The following is a 20,996-nucleotide window of genomic DNA, read 5'->3' on the forward strand; positions in this document are numbered from 1 at the left end:
CCAGGACATTCTGTCGTTACAATTGTCACATCATACTGGCATTTTTTCAGATATACACCCAAGTTTAATAAAAAAGTTTCAATCCCACCGCCAAGCATACCATAAACCACTAAAGCAACCCTTATCATTTTAAATGGCCTCCAATAATTCTTGCAAGGTTTATCATAGGATAATAAATATCCTAATGTTTCCCAGGTACCCTACTCTCATAATACTTACATATTTCAAAAATGACCTGATTAAATTTCTGAATTAGAAGGACTGATTCTTTTGAAGAGTAATCCACCCCCTCAATACTTTCCAAAGCTGTAATCCATTTCACAGGTGGCACCGTAAACAATATTTCGTCAAGCACCTGTTTCGTTGTAACATAAGGACAACCGGCTGACCGTAGTTGAGCCACCACATCATCCGGTCTCCGCATAGCTACAATTATTAATGTTGTGTCTTTTACCTCAAACAGTTGCTGTGGAGAAATACAATTAACAGAATCGAAAAGATACCCCCATTTATCCGGATTGTTATCAGCAAAGCACTTGACAACAATTAATCGTCTTTTTAACTCTTGATATAGCTGGGTTCCATATCCTCCCGCACCGAAAATACATATACTTTCAGCTCTACCATCGGAAAGTTTCTTTATCTGCTGTTCCAACCGCGATAATTCCTCTGTCATATTCCTTGGCACCTCCGTATCTTGCAATCTTTTATTTGCATAACGATAGGCTTTTTCCAATCCGGCAGATTTCAAAAAACAGCTCATTCTAGAATAAAAATTAACCGGAGTTCCATACATAGAACACATTTCTGATTCTGTCAGCGTTTGAATAAAGTTAATGTATAAGTGTTCTCGTTCAGATTGATGACAAACTAAATTTCGGCTTCCTTGTGCATCATGTACCCTGCTTAATAGCAACGGCTCGTCAATATACAACGTTCGTTGAAACCGCAACATACGAAACCATAAATCATAATCCTGTGTAGTAACCAAATCTTCCCTAAAAATTCCCACACGAGCAAAGTGACTTCTATGAATAAGAAGAGTGCATCCATGGATCATTCCCTGCAGAACGGGAAAAACCGAATTGGTTAGTCGCTCTATAGAATAAATATGACTTTGTTGCACAGGGATAACTGTTTTGGAACTATCCTCTAAAATGTTATAATCACTATGAACAATTGTGGTCATATCACCATGCTTACGCAGAGCTTGAATTTGTCTAGCAATTTTATGCGGATAATACAAATCATCGTGAGATAGCCAGGAAAAATATTCTCCTCGCATTTTTTGTATTCCTAAGTTAAGAGCCGTAGCAACGCCACCATTCTCTTTATAAAAATACCGGATTTTATCACCATACGACAAAGCAATCCGTTCAGTCGCTCCCTGATCATTAGAGCCATCATTTATTACAACAACTTCCACATTATCATAAGATTGAGCAAGCGCACTGTCAATTGCCTCTCGTAAATAGTTTTCTCCATTAAATACTGGAATCACAATCGAAACCAAAGGATTAGTCATTATTGAACCTCCATTTTTTATACCTACGCTCCATAACCTCGTGATACAGTTCAATATGAGAATTTACATAATCTTTATATTGATAATGTTCTCTAACAATACTTTTACCCATTTCGCCACGCTGTTGACGTTCCGCAGGATTACGAATAAGTTGTTCTATCGCCATTCGTATCTTATCGCTATCCTTGTAGGGAACCGCAATCCCGCATTCCGGCGCAAATGTTATATCAAATAATACTGTGTCTTCAAATATAATGATTGGACAACCGGAAGCCATTGCTTCTATTGCCATCAGGCCAAAAGACTCAGCAAGGGATGGCATTATAAACACATCGCAAGCAGTATAAAAATCAGCTAAAAGCGAAATGTCTTCTAGCCAGCCGAGTTCTATAACTTGATACTTGGCAGAAAGTTCTGCAGACAATTCGCCACTGCCAACAGTAAGCACTGTTATCGGGATATCGGAAACTAACTTGCCAAGCGCTTCCTCAACATAACGCACCCCTTTAATTTCATTCACCTCATTACGGAAACCGATAACAAAATTATTGCGAGGAATCCGCCAACGATTTCGAACTTCATTTTTGTCTGATTTAGAAAAGCTGCTAGTTTCAATACCAAAAGGAATCCTATGTATTCGCTTAAAATGTGCTGTTAATGGGCTATTCCTAATATAATGCTCCATAAATTTCGAAGCAACTACAATGTCAATATCCATCTCACGATATACAGCCTTTTTTATCTTCCACATAGCACTGGCGTTATCTTGTTTCATAGGGAAAGCTGCATCCTGTAGGTTGCAACAAGCAAAACAACCATCCTGCCATCTCATGCATTCGCACGGATGCACACAATGACCAGTTACTATCCACGGATCGTGAACAGTCCATATGGACGGCTTCCTTTTTGTGAGAGCAGGAAAATCAAAAAGAGAAAGTACCTGATTATGAATTAACTGATAATGTACAATATCCGAACTTTGAAATATCGGATGCTCAGCTAACAGCTTACCAAATGGATAAAGTAGATTTGCTATACTCAAATGGTACTCAAGATTCTTAAGTACTGCTCGCAAATGTGCTCCATGCCTGCCTACTAAAGTTACAGTTGTCGGTTCTTCACTTTTTTTTTCCAACACCAATTGCTGAGTATTGTATCCCTTTTTATTTAGTGACAAATGCAAATCATATCCGTTAAACCGCCGACCAGCCAAATCACAATCGTTTACGTAAGTAATATTCATGGTTTTCTCTCCAATTAGCTAATCTAATCATTCAATCCTTTTCATCTGCCGTAACAACAAGCTCCCACTTTGCCAATATCGCTGTCTAGCATGCTAGGATTGTCTTTTTTTTATATGCATTCAATATCCTTAAGGAAAATCCTTACACTACCATCAGCACACCACTCACATGCCTTCTCGTAGTCCTCATTCGTATCAAATTCAATCCATCCATTTTGAAAGCGAATTGCCTCTACCGTATTTTTTTCTTGAATAAGTGCATTTAGTAAGTCTGTCATACTTGCTTGCTGAATATGTTTTCCCGATTGCTGCCATGGCCTGTCTCTATAGGTGTTATAGTTCCTGTCCATAATTTCTAAAATAGATTGCAAGCCTGCCTTGGAAAATTTCAAAAGCCCAATATAACGAGCATCAATTAAATGCGGTAAAGGGTTTTCCAAACCAAGCGAAATAATATGATTATCCTTGTTAATAACAAGGCTTTCTGTATCCACATCCACTCGTCCATAACGTTTCTGCCAATATTCTTTCCAATTATCATCAACGGCAACTGCAAAATCGCCTTTAGCTACTATCATTGTTTTCAGCAAATGCTCATCAAACAAAATATCTGAATAGCTTACTATAATATCATCATCAAACTCTGCCTTCGCTGTTAAGAGTGATATTACCATATTGGTTGTGCAGTAAGCTTCATTAGTATAATACCGAACATTCTTATAGTTAATCTTATCAGCAGCATAGCCCCGGACGATAATAATATTGTTTATTCCACATTTTTGATATAGCTCAATTTGTCTCTCAATGATAGTTTTTCCTTGAAATACCAACATACCCTTTGGCAAGTCTTGTGTATATTTTTTTAATCTTGTTCCTTGTCCTGCGGCTAATATAATGGCTTTCATAATTTACCAACCTCTCATTAGCGTGATATTTTACTGAAAGATGTTTTGTACAAGCTCTATATCCGCACGCTCAAACGGATTTTCACGTTCCGGGTGCCACATAATTCCAACAATCGCTTTCTCGCTATGTTTACACGCCTCTATAACACCGTCATCGGTTTGCGCAATTACTTTAAGAGGCTCCGGCAATTCTGTAATTCCATAATTATGGTAGCTATTTACAACACGTTTTTCCTGCCCCAAAAGCATGTGGCGTGTTGCAACATGTCCTGTTACCTTTTCAAGCTTTGCCCCAAAATACGTCGCAATTAACTGCATTCCGCGACAATAACCCAAAAGCGGTATGCCGTATTGCAACGCACTATCAAGCAATAACCGTTCGACACAATCCCGTTCAGGAGCATTGCCGCCATATTCGCGTAGGTCATTGCCGCCAGTCAAAATAATCCCGTCAGGTCTTATAAATTTAATATATTCTGGAATTAGTTCTGAAATGTTGCTCAAAGGAATGGGAATATAGCCACAAGCCCTAATAAACCGAGCGATATTTTGGTCTGCACAATCGCGTCTTTCATGATAACTGTTTATTATCTCAACACGCTGTGTGAATAGAAGCTTTTTCATTGCTAATCTCCTCATAACGTTTTTCCGTATAATAAGATAGTAAGGCAGGATACCATAAGCGAAAACGCGAACATAAAAATATGCTTTATAAAAATACTTGGACAGAAAGGGTGGCTAACTATTTATCAATATATTACAACCGATAATCTTGAATTTCCTCAAAAATATGAGTATACGACCTATGAAGGCATAAATTTCATCAAAACCTACTTTTTATCCAGAGCTCCGTATCTGCACCAAACCATGACCGCTCAAGAAAGTCAATGCATAGAAACCTTCTGGCATCAATTAGAAGCAGAAACAAATGATTTGAACAGGACTCAATGTCAAGATGACGGTTTCATAAGCTTACTGCCACTACTATTGACACTACGAGAAAAATTAAGTAGTGGTAACGATCTACCAAACACTTTAAAAAAACTGGATGCGGTTATTAAAACTTTTGAAGTACACAAACGGCTGTACAAGCACTATACCGCAGAACTAAAATTGGCAAAAGAACAGAACTACAGAGATTTACGCCTATATCTTATTTTCGCTGATTTGTTAACTATAGCATACCGGCATAACCAAAATCTTATATACCTTAACGCTTTACTAAAAGTAAATGATACTTTATTATCTCAGGATTCTTTGTGCAAAAAAGCACCTACTGAACCATTATATCTACTTTTAAAGCAAGTTATTTCTTTTGAAGTAATGGAAGTAAAAAAACTGCTTGCCAAAAATAACATAAACTGGGTTTAGGAGGACTTTGATAATGCAACTAAATCATTTTGCAATGATTGCCGCGCCATCTGCTAGAAGCAAAGCGTACTTACAGCATCTGTGTAAAAATAACCTGAATATAAATAAAATATATTTGCTGAGCAATAATCCTCAGAAATGGGATGACGAAGCAGCAAATTATATTGAGCCTCCAAACCAATCAAATACATATTTTGAATTAGATGAACCTTTGCTTTATACCGCAAAAAAATATGGAATCGCTGTAGAATATATTACATCAGAAAATATTAACAGCGAACTTTCGGCACAGAAAATTGCAAAAATACCAGAAGATTACCTGATCTATTCCGGATTTGGCGGCCAAATTTTAAAACCCCATTTATTCACATTGGGCAAAACGTTCATCCATGTTCATGCCGGAAGGCTGCCTCAATATCGCGGAAGTACCACTATCTACTATAGTTTGCTTCAAGAAAACCGTTGCGGAGCTAGTGCAATCATACTAACTCCGGGTTTAGATGAAGGCAATGTGATTAGTTACAAAGAATTTCCCATGCCGCCAAAAGGAATAAATATCGACTATCTTTATGAACCTTACATAAGGGCTGAAGTGCTTCTCGATGCTCTTATGCAATATGTCTCGAACGGGAGATTTCTCCTCATCCCCCAGTCAAATCAAAATGCTAAAACCTACTTCATCATTCATCCAGTCTTAAAACATATTGTTTTGCTAAAGCAAGATATACAAAAGGACGGCAATTCCTAATTTAACTCTACTCAATATAGCCTTTTGCGTACAAATACTCAATGACAAGAGTGCTAGCTTCTTCAACGCTGGACATTTCTGTATCAATGACCAGTTCGTTATGTTGTGGTTCCTCAAACAAATCGTCCATTCCGTTCAGGTGTTCTAGGTCTCCCTCGCGACTCATTTTATATAGCCCTTTTACATCACGTTCAATACATGTTGCCACGGAAGCCTTGACATACACCTGTACGTATGCTTCTCCGAAAAACTGGCGGAACTGGCTTCTCATTTCCTCATACGGTGCTACTACTGCCAGGATAAAGCCGACATTGTTGCGCAGTAAATAATGACCAATTGCCTGATTGACCCGGCTCATTTTCATTCGTTCTTCTCTGGAATGACCAAATAGATTGCCGATCATTTCGCGTGTGTCATCGCCATCGATCACATCAAGCAGAACGCCAAGGCTTTTTAATTTTTTTGCAATCGCATTGGCCAAAGTAGTTTTGCCGCTGCCGCTTATTCCTGTCATGCACAGCGCCAAAGGTCTCTTCAATCTAGCAGTTACCATATCTTTTATCTCCTTGCAAAAATTACAATTCTTTAACACTTCGATTCAGGCAATCTATCGTAATTCTCTTGTATTGCTTCCACTCTGCATACTTGCTGCCAGCCCCAATAATAGCTGGGATTGACAGTTCGGCGCATCTAATGGCCATGTGAGAATTGGCACCGCCAAACTCGGTCACTAAGCCGGCGATATTCTTGGAAAACAAGAAATCATATCCTGGATCTGCTGATGAAATAAATACAATTTTGCCACTAAATTCGGTCTCCTTTGTTTCATCTAAACATACAACCTCGGCGGAAACCACTTTTGCCGTAATATAATTGGGCTCATCTTCAAGCAAGTAAAACGAATACACTTCTTCCGGCGACCTAATAATACATGGCAGTTTAAGAGTAGCAGCACATTCAAATTGCCGTTTGTTCATCATTATGTTGTTTCTTAATACTTCTCCTAGATTACCAAAATAAAGGTCAACATACAACTGCTTCAAAAGGCTAATATCTAAATGAGCCATATCCTCAACACTGATATTTAGTCGCTCTCCCAGTTCTTTGATCAGTTTCAATATCTCACTTACCGAACGCGAAAAAACAAATTTCAGATATTCGCGTCCTTCAATTGCCGCTTTGATAAAGCTAATCAACTCTTCTGCCGATAATAAAAATCCGTTTTGATCCAGTTCCCATTGAATATGCTCCAACTGTGCTTTGCTAAAAACAAAGTTGTTGGAATCAACAACCTCTGTATTCTTAGCATTAGCAAAATATAGATTATAGGCTTCATCATAACGTGGCGAAAGAATATTGTATGTATCGGGACGGATATGTCCATACTTAGAAAGAAAAGTTTCTTTGGATAGTTTTCCTGAACAAAGCGCATTCTGATCTCGTCTCATCTCTTTGCTGACAGTGTTCAATGAGGCCATAAACGCATGATATTCAGCTTCGCTCAATATACCACAATCAACAAAAGATCGTAAAAATTGGACAGCTATGAATGCAGCACGAGCAACTCCTGCAAAAGGAAGAGTCCCATAGTTCTTACATTCCTCAATAAGCCAGTAAATTTTATCAATAACCGAGATATTGCTTTTCACAATCTTATTGTGTTTGTCCGTGAGAATCGCTATTTTCTCAATATCTTTCCGACAAAAGCCATGTTCCGGATGAATAATATCATTAGTCAGACATAACAGCGAAAATTCAATTCGCTTGATTTCATTTTCAGTAAAGCCATAATGCTGGAGCTTCTGTAAATGCCTAGGTAGTCCGATATAATAACAAGAGTAAACAATAGCAAACTCTACCTTATCATGATATGCTGGATATTCTTTGAGCCTCTGAATATAGTAGTTTACTAGCTTGTCCGCTATATCCGGCTGTAGGCTTTTAGGAATAAAAGAATTGAAAGTCACTCTGACATCAATATAAGGAACGCCGCAAAAGGACACCATAAGCGGATGAGAGGTCAAATCCCTATAGCCGTAACTATCCCTTTGGCGTGACCAGATATTATCAGTTACCAATTCCTTATATAGAGAAATAGCTAGTTTCTTAGGGCGAATGCCCAATATTTCGGCAGGATTCCAGTCCGGCATAACGCCGAAACAGGTTGTTTTGCCCATTAGAAATGGATGAGGGCGCATCAATTTCTCGACTTTCTTATAGAGTTTATTTAGGGGAGTATCCAGATCTATTAGAACTGAGGTTTGTTTATTCTTTTTTATGATCGGACGGACTTGAAAAACAATTATTGAATTTTCTTTCGTAACAGCAAATTCAATATCTAGATACTCATTGCTGCAAAGCTGTTCTAATTCACGAAAAGCAGCTATCAATTGCAGCATGAGAGGATCACGTACATAATCTAATCCCTTTTTATACGCAATGAATGTTTTGGTTTCATTAGTAGTACCGCCTGTAACCGCCGCTGTATCATTACTCTCCGCAAAATTAATTACATAATAAGGAGCATACGTGTTTATATCACAGGTAAAAGCAACTCCTGAAAGGCGAATATCATTTAGAAACGGTTGTACTAAAACCGTTTCACGAGATATATCTGTTTTATAAGAAGCAAAGACTTGCTCAATGGCTGCTTTCACCGCTTTGCCATTAGAGGCATCTACCTTGGCTATGCTTAAAAACGCTCCAGCCATTGACTTTTCTGTGCTGTCTTCTTGACTACAAGATGAACGAACAATCAATTGCTGTCCAAAAAAGGCTTGTTGCAAAGCTGCAACCATCCCTTGAGGATCAGTTAAATAGTCCGTTCCCTTGACTATGTGCAACGGAAGTATTGTTGACAGGCTTAGTTTATCGCGTAGATAGGCAAGCGTTTGCCCTTTGCTGCTAAACAACATACTGCTCTCCTCACATCAATAACATGTTTCTTTAACTATTAACAACTATATAATTATTTAGTAAATTTCAGTAAATATTTTGTCTTTATCATGCACATAAACGCCTGTACGTAATGGCAACTGCATATAATTTTCACCATACCGGCGAGATAGCCAAATGTTCGGATTACTTGGCGCATAAAGCAAAACGTTTTCAAACTCTAGCTTTTGCAACGGAAATAAGTCAGCGGTATTCCAAAGACAATTTTGCAAATATTTATCAGGCCACATACTAAAACAATTGTTAGCTACTGATAGACCAAGTCGAGTACTTTTTATCGGATGCATATTTCTATCTTTAAGCGACGCAAGCCAAGCTTTTGTTAATGTTGGATCACACTTACTATTTAATCTACTATGCCAGGATCGGCAATATGATACATAATCCGCATCAGTAAATGAATCAGGATAATAATCAAACGGCTTGAAGTCTGCTAAGACTTCCGAGTACTTTACGAAATCCTCGAATGTTACCACCTTACCCTTTGCAGGACAAACAACCCGTCTTATGTGAATCCAATCGATATTACATATAGCAATGATTTCACATGCCTCGTCATCTGGAAACAAATCTGGATTAAGCTTAATCCAGCCTTCTTCTTCAAATAAATAAAAACTGCAGCGTTTCAGTAAAAATTGATAAATCCGGCTGTATTCCGCGCGTAAAACCCCAAAATCCAAATCATCATCCCAAGGTATATAACCTTTGTGGCGAACTGCTCCCAATAGCGATCCATCAATAAGAAATGGTTTGACATCTATTGGTTTCATTTCATCCATAAGTTTTACTACCATCCCAAGATTTTCCAGCTGCCGTTTGCGTAACTCACCTGTTGCTGGCAATAGCTTAGTTGGATCAGTATGACGCAGCAGCCACTCATATTGCGCCAAGTATATCTTATGCAGCGCCTCCTGTTCACAAGGATAAACCTCTCTGTTTCGATGGATAAACTCTGCACCACTAGGCCACCGGCGCTTAATATCGATAAAGAGGCTAAAGTTATTAATACCAATCTGTTTGAGTTGTGCGGCTATCTCATGCATCGCCCATTTACTATAAGATACCGCAATAACCACATCAAACATAATGCTCTCCGACTCGCTATCTCTAGCATAAATAGACTTTAGTTCCTCAAAAGAAAAAACTGGTTTACCCTCGATATATTTTCCGACTAATGCCGGATTATTATCTACAAAAGCAAAAACATTCTCGTGCCCAAAATATTTCAACGCCTCCCGACCATCGTTCCCAGCACCAAAAATGATGATTTGTTGCAACATCTGTTACCCTCCTCACTCCCTTTGTCATACATTTGGTCAAAGTCTATTACAATAGTGATTTGGCCTTTATGAAATCGTAAATATTGCGGCCTGCTGAACCGCGATTTATTGAAAAAGTGCTTACACCATTCTGCTGTACACTTCCACTATATAATGTATTGCTGTTAACTAGGTTAAGAAACTGATTCATAGAAAGCCATCCACCTTCCCGATACAGTAAAGAAGTAGGCGTTGTTTTATTCACATCAGCTACTTCAGTTGAAATGTCTTCAACACGCACTGTATGCATAGTCAAAACATCGGATTTTACATCATATTCTTCAATAACATTGCCCTGTACGGGAATAGCATATATTTTTTCACCATACAAATGCGCAGAAAAATACCAGCTATATGCATCAGGGACAGAATTAAATTCCCTTACTATTGTCACTCTCCCACTATGTTTATTGACTTTTAGTACCATATTCCCTTTGAAGGGAAACAACCAGATGTTATCATAAGTACATATTATTTTTCTAAAACAATATTCTCTTGATTCAAGATTATCCGGAAAATCTCTGAACTCTACGACCTCATTATTTGCGAAATTCCAACGAACAATTGCAATTTCATTTTTTGGGGTGAGCCAATAATATGTGCCATCAAAACATATATCAGTCCAGCCAGTCACTTTATCACTAATTTTATGTACCATTGCTTGACAAGTTTCTAGATCAAACGAAAGCACCGAATTCGTAAAAAAGGATACTGCCATAATAACAGAAGGACCTCTGCAAGAAGCAAAAAGCAAATCACACCCCCCTGGTTCCAGTTGTCCTACAAATTCAGACACCCACTCTGTATAGTACTCTATCTTTCCTTTCAAGGTATCCAAGCAAACAATGCCAGGATATGAACAACCAATAAAAAACACTTTATTTTTATAGACAAAAACATTATGGAATTTACGGGTTTCGTTATACTCTACTTCAGGAAAATGCATGCTGGGAGGGTTAATATTAACAGAAGCAAAAGATTTATCAGTTAAATTATAACATTACAATACTGTCTGCCGCACCGGGAGTAAAATACATTGTATCTGAGACTTTTGCCATAGTATTATAAAATATATTATAGCCATTATCAAAAAAACCGGGGAAATTAGCAACAAACTTTGACTTCCCAGTTCGCTTATCCATACGAAACAGACCGTTTTTTCCGCAGATTGTAAACCAAATAAATTCATCATCAATATATAGACATGTTGGCAGTATATACGGCTCTGACGAGTGATACTCATGTATATTTTGAATCATAACCGGTTTGCCGGTAGCAATAAATAAAGGTACAACTGAACTCATATCACCATAATAGGCATCGCTAATCGCAATAGCACGGTGTAGTTCAGGTGTATCATCATAAATTCCCCATCCAGCCTGTTGATAGTCAAAAATGATCTGTTTATACGCATCTAGCAACTCGGGACGCATCGACTGGTAGGTAGCTTCATTCAGTGGGTGTGGCCGCCAAAGCAGAACCACATCCTTTCGTTCGCGAAAAAACGCAAGTGTAGCCCGAATCTTTTTCAGATAGGCCATATCGCCACTAAGTAGCCCACTAATCGTTGTATTATAAAAAATTACTTTTCTTGTCATGGGCAACCTCCTACGCTTTTCCCCAGATTCTCCGATTAACAACATCGACATAACCCTGAATAATTCGGATAACCTTGTCCGATACATTCAAGTCAGTATAATCAGGCACCGTACTATGACAGTAACCAGCAGCGTGCATAGTTACTGCCATATTGACTGATTGCAATACAGATTCAGCGCTAATGCCACCAAGAATAAATGCGCCTTTATCTAAGCTTTCCGGTCGCTCGGTTGAAGTTCGGATGCTTACCGCCGGAAAGCCGCTAATGGCCGATTCCTCCGGCAGCGTTCCACTGTCGGAAACTACACAGTAAGAATACTGCATCAGTTTGCTGTAATCGGTAAAAGAGAATGGCGGTAGCTCTCGCACCAAAGCATGAAACTTGACATTGCGTTCTTTGATGAACTTCGCACTTCGAGGATGCACAGAATAAATAACCGGCATACCATAGGTGTCCGCTAATGCATTGATGACTTGCATCAGGCTCATAAATGCTGCAGGGTTGTCAATATTTTCTTCCCGATGAGCAGAAAATACGATGTACTGCTTTTCTTTTAGATTCATTCTGGTTAACACCGCACTTGCTGCAATCTTTTCCTTATTTACGGCTATAATTTCCGCCATCGGCGAGCCTGTTACATAAATAAACTCTTTGCGCACCCCTTCTGCCAGCAGATTGCGCCGGGCATGTTCCGTATACGGCAGATTAACGTCACTGATGTGATCGACAATGCGGCGATTTATCTCCTCAGGCAGATTTTCGTCAAAACAACGATTGCCTGCTTCCATATGAAAGATAGGAATTTTTAACCGTTTCGCAGAAATGGCAGATAACGCCGAATTAGTATCTCCCAGTATCAAAAGTGCGTCTGGATTTACTTCTGCCAGCAATGCATAAGTTCTAGCGATGATATTTCCTATAGTCTGTCCCAGGTCATCGCCAACAACATTCAAGTAATAGTCAGGCTTGCGGATATCCAAATCCTGATAAAAAATTTCATTTAAATTATAGTCGTAATTCTGTCCGGTATGGACAAAAATGTGTTCGAAATAACGGTCTGCTTTCTTGATCGTTTCTGATAGACGGATCAATTCCGGTCTGGTTCCGACAATGGTCATCAATTTCAATTTTTTCATACTACTGCTCCTTAACGCGATAATGCGGGTACAGTTCCTTATGAGTATTAATCCACTGCCCCATGTCAGCCACCATCTGTTTATAAGTAGGAACTTTAAATGGAAAATCTGTTCGGCTATTTACCAAAGATTTATCTTCACACACCCTTGCATCGGGCTGAATACGAAGCGGATTATTTCTTAACGAGTTGAATAACCGCAGCAGATTGTACTTATCGATTTTCTCACCATTAACCAAGTGATACAGCCCGGTTAGTTTACACTCCAAAGCCAAGGCAATCGCTTCTGCCAGAACAATCGTTGTCACGCCTGTCCAAATAACGCGTGTGTAGCCATGTACCAGACCGTCCTGCCTCATAAACCAATTAAACAATCCAATGCCATTTTCATTAATATCCGGTCCAATAATGGAGGTACGAAATGTCAGGTTTTTGCTATCATTGAGTTCACCTAATGCTTTTGACCTGCCATAAAGAGTATCGGCAGAGCGAAAGCTTTCCTCCCGGTAACCACCATTTTCATGACCCGAAAAGACACAGTCGGTACTCAGATGAATTACACGGGTAGGCATGTTAGCTGTCAGTTCGGCCAGCAAATGCGGCAAACAGCTATTCAGCCAAATGCCAGTATACGGACTGGCATCCACAGCTTGGTTCAATATCCCAACACAATTGACCACCGCATCAAAGGTATTGCGTCTGAGCACGGACTCCAATGTTTTGATATCCCGGACATCAGCTACAACAGTTTCACAGAAAGGTAAATTCCTTCTGGCAAGCCCGGTGACGCAATGCCCCTTTGCCGTCAGGCTTAGCGCAATAACATGACCAGCCATGCCGCCAGCTCCAAGCACGATTACTTTCATTTAGCCAGCTCCTCACGAATATAATCTGTTGTCAGTAGCTTGTCTTTTATTTGCTCAACAGTTAGTTGCAGCGTATTATTAGAATTAAATTCACCTATTTTTGCCGCACTGGTCATGCCTTTTTCAAAATATTGTTCATAATTGAGATCACGGTTATCAGACGGCACACGATAAAAACTACCTAAATCAACGGCGTGTAAGCACTCTTCTCTAGTCAGCAATGTCTCATAACATTTTTCTCCATGCCGGATACCTATATAGTTAATAGGATTGTCAGCGTTAAACAATTCTTTTACAGCCTGAGCCAGATCGCCGATGGTACAAGCAGGAGCTTTCTGCACCAGAATATCACCCGATTCAGCGTGTTCAAAGGCATAAAACACCAAATCCACTGCTTCATCCAAGCTCATTAAAAACCGCGTCATTGTCGGATCGGTAACCGTCAATGGTTTACCGCTTTTAATTTGCTCAACGAACAGGGGTATCACTGACCCGCGCGAACACATAACATTGCCGTAACGGGTCCCGCAAATGAGTGTCCGGTCCGTAGTCCTTGATTTTGCTACAAATATGCGTTCCATCATAGCCTTTGAAATACCCATTGCATTAATTGGATAAGCCGCCTTGTCAGTAGACAGGCACACCACTTTTTTGACCCCTGCCTCGATAGCTGCATTCAAAACATTATCAGTGCCGATGCAATTCGTCTTCAAAGCTTCCATCGGGAAAAATTCGCAAGAAGGTACCTGCTTTAAAGCTGCTGCATTAAAGACATAATCAACGCCATACATTGCATTCCTGATGCTCTGCATATCCCGAACATCACCGATGAAAAATTTAATTTTCTGATTACGGTACTGTCTGCGCATATCATCCTGTTTTTTTTCATCACGAGAAAAGATGCGAATTTCCTTAATATCAGTATTCAAAAGCCGTTTCAAAACCGCGTTACCAAAAGATCCGGTACCACCTGTTATCATAAGCGTAGCATCTTTAAACATAACAAAATCCACCCCATTAGGCCTCATATTATTCCCAAAATTTGCTGATTTTCTCTGGCTTCGTACAAGGCACGAAATATATAATAATCAGCTGGTGATGTAATCTTTATATTATTGGGAGGACTTATCACCATGTGCAGCTCTACGCTGTAAGTACTGCATAGATGTGCAGAATCAATGGAAATAAATTTATCCTGTTGCGCTTTTTGATGCAATTCCCAGATTACACCGTACCTAAATGTCTGGGGAGCCTTGGCAATATACATCTTGCTGCGATCAGGAACAGCACTGATTAAATCCCCTTGCTCGCTATAGATGACGCTTTCAATCACTGGTTCAACCGTTATGGCAGTACCGCATTTTTTCACCTTGGCGATGTTAGTCGAAATAATTTCCTCGTTAATAAGCGGCCGCACTCCATCATGAATCAAAACAATATCTTCAGGCTCACATAAGCCTTGCATGGCTTTAAGCCCGTTATAGATCGATTCATGACCTGTGGCACCGCCAGGTACAATTCGCGTTACTTTTCGAAAGTCATAGCGTCTAAGCCAAAGTTTTAGTTCGTCAATCCAGCTTTCCAAACAGACTACGACAATATTGTCAACTTCAGAGTGTTCCTCAAAATGTTCCAATGTATAAAGAATAATCGGTTTTCCATGTAGTTCAAGGAATTGTTTAGGTTTGGCGCGGGCATTCATTCGCTGTCCTGTGCCACCCGCAAAGATAAGAGCTGTTACCAACGCATTTGCCTCCTATTAAACAATGTTAATCACATAGCAGTTACATCAACAACGCCTAAAAGTAATCTTCTGACTTTTCTATAAGCCGCTGCCAAGTTTCAGGAATAGTTACATCTTCTCGCTTGGTTTGCAAAACTTTATCAAACTTCGGTGAGCCAAGCGCGACAAACTTATCCTCAGGTTTTCCAAATATGTCCTTACAGTTATTTTTAGTCTCAAACTCCTTGAACACTCGAATATATGTCTGCCGGACTTTTTCTGACTGCACAATAACTTTGTCTGCATACACCGTACCAGGGAGAACACAAAAATGCTCTGGTATCTGATCTTGCACAACAAAGTAAGGAATATACACCAACAAATCCGTAAAATCTTTCAATCGTTTGCAATAAAAATTTGGATGTACACTAGTAACCAGATTAGCGTCATCATAGGGATTATGGACAACAATAATATCCGGCCGCCGCTCCTCGACATTATAAATCTTCCAATCCACTACCGGCACATAATCGGGATATTGTCCGCCTTCATAATGCATCTGCCCTAATGCGCCGCCGGGCAGCCGGTCATAGTAGGGAATAGGAACTACATAAGCGTCACACTGAGGGTCATCCTTCGCGGCCAGCCAAACAGACTCCATACAATCAAACATGGAAGCTTTATAAGGGAAAAATACGATTTCGAGTTTGTTTGGTTTCAATTCACTTTTGACACTTTGTTCAATCTTATGGAGCTGCGTGCGTAATTGTTTGAGAAAATTATGTTTCTTGTCTCCGGCATTAACGGTTAGACTGGCTTCATACAGCTGCCTAATATATTCCTCCAGTAAAGCCGCCGTACGAGTCCCTGTTCCAGCAATATTTTCGATAAAACTATCGATATGCACAACAAACTCCTGACAATCAGCCAGAAGATTTATGATGCTGTTAGTTTTTTGCTGTAATAGTAGCTGACTTATTTCTTCGTTAGCTTCTTTTAGGGTTTGGATTCCTTCTAATATTTGTTTCTGCTGAAACTTTCGCATTCACATTCCCTGCCAATCCGCAATCATTCGTCTGTACATATCAGTCAGCCCATATTTAGGCTGCCACCCCAATGCCATCAGCTTGTCTGCATTGAGCTTGAAACCGACATCTGGCGGATAACCGCGTTTTTCGATGTCACTGGGTATCTCGATCACTGCCTTTATTTTGCCTTGGCCAAACTCGTTGGCAACCAGTTCTGCCATTTCCCGTATAGTCATGCTTGCCTCTGGGTTTGCAATGTTATAGGCTTGGCCATCGGCACCGTTTACCAGGAGTTTCAGCAAACCGCGTACTGCGTCAGCTAAGTAGCAGTAATTACCTCTGGATTTCCCCTCGGTATGCAGCACAATATTTTTCCCAGCGATCACGCTGCGCGCAAATTGGGCAAACACTCGCGTATCTGTTTGCGGTGTTCCTGCCCCAAAAACTTGCGCCAACCGCGCGACCTTTACCGGAACACCGTACTGCACGAAATAGGCAGTACACAAACTCTCACAAAGCCGTTTGCTCTCAGGATAACTGCTCCTGGGATTAGACAAATCCAAATAGCCTAAATCGGTTTCCCTCACCTGTACAAACTCTGTCAGTCCATAAACTTCCATTGACGACAAATAGACGACACTGAGAGAGTGGCATTGTCTAGCAAGTTCCAATATATTCCTTGTACCGTCCACAGCTGTAGTTATGACATCAACCGGTTTTGCCACCATAGCTGCGGACTGGGTAATTGCCGCACAGTGGAAGATATAATCCACTGTAATGGAGATGGCTTTCATAAATGAAGGATGACGAATATCTGCGTTAATAAACATATCCAATCCATACTCTCTCGTCAACATATCGCCTGTATTGGCATCTCTGCCACTGCCAATAATCCTAAGATTTATCTGGTATTTTTTTCTTGCAGCAGCTAATACCCTGACAAGCGCAGTACCAATTAACCCGGTAGCACCAGTAACAAGCACTGTTGTATTAGAGAACTCACGCCATGGAATGGACGGGTCAGAAATAATTTGTTCAATATCCTCATGTAAGACACGATTAGCCAAGCAAACTCACTACTTTCGTTTAACAAATGATCCATCTACCCTAATTAACCATCTCACTCTTCTCAGCCTGCAAGATTTTTTCAACCTGCTTTTTCACACTGCCTTCGCCAAGCTTATCAACATTCCACCGCAAAAACTCATAAATATCATTAACCCGGTAACCAGCCTCATACGCCTTAATAAACGCCTCAACGGCAGCGGCCGGATGATTCAATTGGTGTAGGCAATAGCCTCGGCTATAATGCAAAACCTTATCAGGCATAGCGTCAGCTTGTTCCAACGCCCAGTCAAACACGCTTAGTGCATAGTTATAGTAGCCATCATCCAGCAAGCATCGGCCTGTCTGCATGGCTGCCTGCACCTTATCAGAGAATAAATAAAGCAGCTCAATTAATAGTCCCAATGCAGCGGGAGTACCCCATAAGGTAAATAACTTAACAAGCAACCGATAGGCAGGAAGCGCTTCAAGAGCTAGTTCCTGCGCAGCACCGCAAAAGGCCTTAATGATATCGGTAAATACAGGCGGCAAGACCGCCATACACTGACCGACATATGCTTCATTCCCACTTAAGAGCGCCGTAGCCGCAGCTGCGGCTGCCAAACGCTCATCCCCGTCTTCACTATAGCTGCTGAGGAACACCGGAAAGGCTTTGTCATAATAGCCGTTAGCTGCCAGCATATTAAGCACAACAAAATCTTCTTGGGGATACCGTTTCTGCCGCAGACTGGTATAGTACGCTAGCACCTTAGGTACCGGATGGTTGACCAGATTGGTTGTCAAAAAGTTTAAATCAGCCTCTTTAGTCCTGTCATACAAGCTATTTAAGCAGACAATAATATCCTGGGGCGGCTGGGTGCGTATTAGCATCATGAGCCTGTCAAAGCATAGTACATTGTCATTATCTAACGCTAACGACTGTTGATAATATTCGACCGCTGCCTGGTAATCCCCCCGGTATTCGCTAATAATTCCCAGTTTGTTGTAGATCAACCAGAGATTAGCCGGCAACGGATTGATTTCTATAGAATTATAACTTTCATGAAGCTGTAAGGCTTTCTGGTATTCCCGGCAAGCAGCATCATAACGTTTCTCATCATACAGCAAATTTCCTCTGTAAAAATAAAATAACGGATGATCAGGATACTTTTTAATCGCTGTATTCACTACAGCCATAATCTTCTCAACCGGATAGCCGGCTCCCAGCATGGCATCAATCAGATTGTGGTACGGCCTGATAGCATGGGTTGGCATTTCAACTTTATGTTCCATCGCCAAATTTGTATATTCGATGACCTTATCCCATTCCTTGAGAGAAACATAACAATCAGCAATGTATTGATAATACTCCGGTTTCTTAGGCGCTTCCGGTAATTGTCTTAAAAGAATTTCCAGATTTCTTACGGCCTTTTCCCGCGAATCAACATTTGAGTAGCCAGTATGATAGATCATCAATTCTTCAGGTGCGGCTACATAGACATGGACTTTTCCTCCCATTTTTTTGTGCCGCAGGTGCTCATGTATTGGATTCTCATAACGAATATGCTTATCATTTCTAAAAACTCGTATTTGTGTAATTTCATCAGATATTTTTCCTGTTACCCGATCGATATTAATCATTTTGCAAAGAATACCGTCATAGGCTGAATCAATTTTTTGCAGCACTGACCGAATATTTGAGCCAGTATTTCCGCCAAAATATTCATCAGCATCCAAAAAAACGATCCAGTCTCCTTTGGCCTTGCTAAGCGCATAATTTTTCGCAGCAGCAAAATCATTAATCCATTTATAATAAAATACTTTCGCCCCAAGTTTTTTGGCGATCGTTACCGTCTGATCTGTGGAACCCGTATCAACCACAATAATTTCATCAACAGCCGTACGATAGCTTTCAATACAGCGGGCAATTACCTTTTCTTCATTTTTCGCAATCAGGCAAGCCGATATTTTCATTATGCCTACTGTCCTTTCTTACAAAAGAAGGCCAGAGTATGCACTCTGGCCTCTATGGGTAATATAATTTGGATTACCGGAGTACGTGGAGAACGCCTTGCGGCTGTTGGTTGGCTTGAGCAAGCATAGCCTGTGCCGCTTGTGAAAGAATGTTGTTCTTCTGGAAGTTCATCATTTCTTTCGCCATATCTACATCGCGAATACGGGATTCAGCGGCGGTGAGGTTTTCACTGGCAGTACCGAGGTTGTTAATGGTGTGTTCCAGACGATTTTGGATAGCACCCAATTTAGAACGTTCGGTCGATACCATTTCTATTGCATTATTGATGGTGGTAATAGCAGCAGTAGCTTTTTCATAGGAGGTGATGTCCAGCGCCTCTGCCTTATCATTGCGAAGGCCAAGGGCCGAAGCTTTCATCGAATTGATGCCTACCAGGATGTTCTGACCGCTGTTAGCGCCGATCTGCATGCTAAATGCCGAACTAACGACATTATTAGCTTGAACTGCAGCCTTAACACTAATGGTGATGCTTTCACCAACAGCCAGACTTGCCAGCGAGTTAGTTAATTTAATTGTTTCACTACCAATCTTGATTGTTTTACCACTAGTATCAGTAGTGTCAATTGTAAAACCAGCCTTAGCAGGATCACCAAGCGAGTAATCCCCTGCATTAAAACCAGCAGCCGAAGTGGTACGAGTAATGATAACGGTTCCACTTACTGAAATATTCTTACCATAAGTATCAAGTTTGATATCCGCTCTGGTATTTAATTGCAGAGTAGCCTTAGAATCTTCTGCTGCTACAAGACCTCTTTTGCTGCCGTCAATCAGTTTCTGAGTGTTGAACTCGGTAGTATTAGCAATACGGTCAATCTCATCAGTCAACTGATTAATTTCTTTTTGGATCTCAGCGCGGTCAACATCAGTGTTGGTATCGTTACCAGCTTGTACTGCCAGCTCGCGCATCCGTTGAAGAATGCTGTGAACTTCGTTCAACGCACCTTCTGCAGTTTGAATCATGGAGATGGAGTCTTGAGCGTTACGTTGCGCTTGGTCAAGACCACGGATCTGACCACGCATTTTTTCAGAAATTGCAAGACCGGCAGCATCGTCGCCAGCGCGGTTAATGCGAAGACCAGAAGAGAGCTTCTCTAAAGATTTGTTGGTTTGAGTATTGTTTGCAGACAAACGATTGTAAGTATTCAATGCTGCAATATTGTGATTAATAATCATGCTTTTATTCCTCCTTGAAATGTAAGTATGCCTTGGCATCCATGCCTGGCAGAATATACTTCAGCATGAATCCTGTCCGGCCGGTACAGGAGTATGTACTGAGCTTCTGTTTATTATATCGGCTGTGCCGCCAATTAATTTAGACCTCCATTTTCTCATTGTTTTAAATTACTATCAAATATCTCATTATTTCTTTGTATTTGTCCCATTTTCGACTATTTATAAAAAACTAAATAAATTTTTAATAACGCAAGCTCTATAGATTAACAAAAAAGGGGCTGTCGCGTTAAGACAGCCCCCAAATAGAAAAAACTGCAACCAGTTAC

Annotated in this window: 19 protein-coding genes; 2 read left to right on the top strand and 17 right to left on the bottom strand. The window is 40.3% G+C overall.

Annotated features, from left to right (window positions below; genetic code table 11):
• Positions 1 to 181: 181 nt before the first annotated feature.
• The 4 genes from AC29Z1_RS02615 to AC29Z1_RS02630 all read right to left on the bottom strand — a co-directional run bounded on the left by AC29Z1_RS02615 (position 182) and on the right by AC29Z1_RS02630 (position 4,297).
• The gene (locus AC29Z1_RS02615) at positions 182 to 1,525 is read right to left on the bottom strand and encodes a glycosyltransferase (protein ID WP_488269900.1); all 1,344 of its coding nucleotides are present in this window, start codon (positions 1,523 to 1,525) and stop codon (positions 182 to 184) included.
• Positions 1,518 to 2,768: a glycosyltransferase gene (locus AC29Z1_RS02620; RefSeq protein ID WP_488269901.1), complete on the bottom strand. Its 1,251-nt coding sequence runs from the start codon at positions 2,766 to 2,768 to the stop codon at positions 1,518 to 1,520. The genes AC29Z1_RS02615 and AC29Z1_RS02620 overlap by 8 nt, the downstream gene beginning before the upstream one ends.
• 110 nt (positions 2,769 to 2,878) lie before the next feature.
• Entirely contained in the window at positions 2,879 to 3,673 is a 795-nt protein-coding gene (locus AC29Z1_RS02625) for a phosphocholine cytidylyltransferase family protein (RefSeq protein ID WP_488269902.1), read from the bottom strand.
• Between the two features lie 30 nt (positions 3,674 to 3,703).
• Positions 3,704 to 4,297, bottom strand: coding sequence for a gamma-glutamyl-gamma-aminobutyrate hydrolase family protein (locus AC29Z1_RS02630; protein ID WP_488269903.1), 594 nt, complete (start codon positions 4,295 to 4,297; stop codon positions 3,704 to 3,706).
• 243 nt (positions 4,298 to 4,540) lie between these two features.
• Between AC29Z1_RS02630 and AC29Z1_RS02635 the strand changes: the two genes are divergently transcribed.
• On the top strand, positions 4,541 to 5,044 hold the full coding sequence (locus tag AC29Z1_RS02635) for a hypothetical protein (RefSeq protein WP_488269904.1): 504 nt from the start codon (positions 4,541 to 4,543) through the stop codon (positions 5,042 to 5,044).
• Between the two features lie 13 nt (positions 5,045 to 5,057).
• Positions 5,058 to 5,792 carry a formyltransferase family protein gene (locus tag AC29Z1_RS02640; protein ID WP_488269905.1) on the top strand — a complete coding sequence of 245 codons (735 nt, stop codon included), beginning with the start codon at positions 5,058 to 5,060 and terminating at the stop codon, positions 5,790 to 5,792.
• A gap of 7 nt (positions 5,793 to 5,799) precedes the next feature.
• Here AC29Z1_RS02640 and cysC read toward each other — a convergent pair whose 3' ends face one another.
• The 13 genes from cysC to AC29Z1_RS02705 form a co-directional block, all read right to left on the bottom strand.
• Complete coding sequence (gene cysC, locus AC29Z1_RS02645; protein ID WP_488269906.1) at positions 5,800 to 6,345, bottom strand: adenylyl-sulfate kinase; 546 nt, start codon at positions 6,343 to 6,345, stop codon at positions 5,800 to 5,802.
• A gap of 22 nt (positions 6,346 to 6,367) precedes the next feature.
• Positions 6,368 to 8,707, bottom strand: a complete 2,340-nt coding sequence (locus AC29Z1_RS02650; protein WP_488269907.1) for a PEP-utilizing enzyme — start codon at positions 8,705 to 8,707, stop codon at positions 6,368 to 6,370.
• A gap of 57 nt (positions 8,708 to 8,764) precedes the next feature.
• Positions 8,765 to 10,027 (bottom strand): LicD family protein, encoded by a 1,263-nt coding sequence (locus AC29Z1_RS02655; RefSeq protein WP_488269908.1) that lies wholly within the window; start codon positions 10,025 to 10,027, stop codon positions 8,765 to 8,767.
• Between the two features lie 46 nt (positions 10,028 to 10,073).
• The gene (locus tag AC29Z1_RS02660; protein WP_488269909.1) at positions 10,074 to 11,012 is read right to left on the bottom strand and encodes a hypothetical protein; all 939 of its coding nucleotides are present in this window, start codon (positions 11,010 to 11,012) and stop codon (positions 10,074 to 10,076) included.
• A 46-nt stretch (positions 11,013 to 11,058) separates the two neighbouring features.
• On the bottom strand, positions 11,059 to 11,664 hold the full coding sequence (locus AC29Z1_RS02665) for a hypothetical protein (protein WP_488269910.1): 606 nt from the start codon (positions 11,662 to 11,664) through the stop codon (positions 11,059 to 11,061).
• Between the two features lie 10 nt (positions 11,665 to 11,674).
• A complete protein-coding gene (wecB, locus tag AC29Z1_RS02670) occupies positions 11,675 to 12,802 on the bottom strand; it encodes a non-hydrolyzing UDP-N-acetylglucosamine 2-epimerase (RefSeq protein ID WP_488269911.1) in 1,128 nt (375 codons plus the stop codon).
• A gap of 1 nt (position 12,803) precedes the next feature.
• Positions 12,804 to 13,667: an SDR family oxidoreductase gene (locus AC29Z1_RS02675; RefSeq protein WP_488269912.1), complete on the bottom strand. Its 864-nt coding sequence runs from the start codon at positions 13,665 to 13,667 to the stop codon at positions 12,804 to 12,806.
• A complete protein-coding gene (locus AC29Z1_RS02680; protein ID WP_488269913.1) occupies positions 13,664 to 14,668 on the bottom strand; it encodes a polysaccharide biosynthesis protein in 1,005 nt (334 codons plus the stop codon). Before AC29Z1_RS02680 ends, AC29Z1_RS02675 begins: the two co-directional genes overlap by 4 nt.
• 23 nt (positions 14,669 to 14,691) lie before the next feature.
• Positions 14,692 to 15,411: an IspD/TarI family cytidylyltransferase gene (locus AC29Z1_RS02685; protein WP_488269914.1), complete on the bottom strand. Its 720-nt coding sequence runs from the start codon at positions 15,409 to 15,411 to the stop codon at positions 14,692 to 14,694.
• Between the two features lie 55 nt (positions 15,412 to 15,466).
• Positions 15,467 to 16,435, bottom strand: a complete 969-nt coding sequence (locus AC29Z1_RS02690; protein WP_488269915.1) for a hypothetical protein — start codon at positions 16,433 to 16,435, stop codon at positions 15,467 to 15,469.
• Complete coding sequence (locus AC29Z1_RS02695; protein ID WP_488269916.1) at positions 16,436 to 17,485, bottom strand: NAD-dependent epimerase/dehydratase family protein; 1,050 nt, start codon at positions 17,483 to 17,485, stop codon at positions 16,436 to 16,438.
• 40 nt (positions 17,486 to 17,525) lie between these two features.
• A complete protein-coding gene (locus tag AC29Z1_RS02700; protein ID WP_488269917.1) occupies positions 17,526 to 19,436 on the bottom strand; it encodes a tetratricopeptide repeat-containing glycosyltransferase family 2 protein in 1,911 nt (636 codons plus the stop codon).
• Positions 19,437 to 19,509: 73 nt separating this feature from the next.
• Positions 19,510 to 20,709: a flagellin N-terminal helical domain-containing protein gene (locus tag AC29Z1_RS02705; protein WP_488269918.1), complete on the bottom strand. Its 1,200-nt coding sequence runs from the start codon at positions 20,707 to 20,709 to the stop codon at positions 19,510 to 19,512.
• Positions 20,710 to 20,996: the final 287 nt, after the last annotated feature.

The organism is Sporomusa sp. (assembly GCF_057736855.1).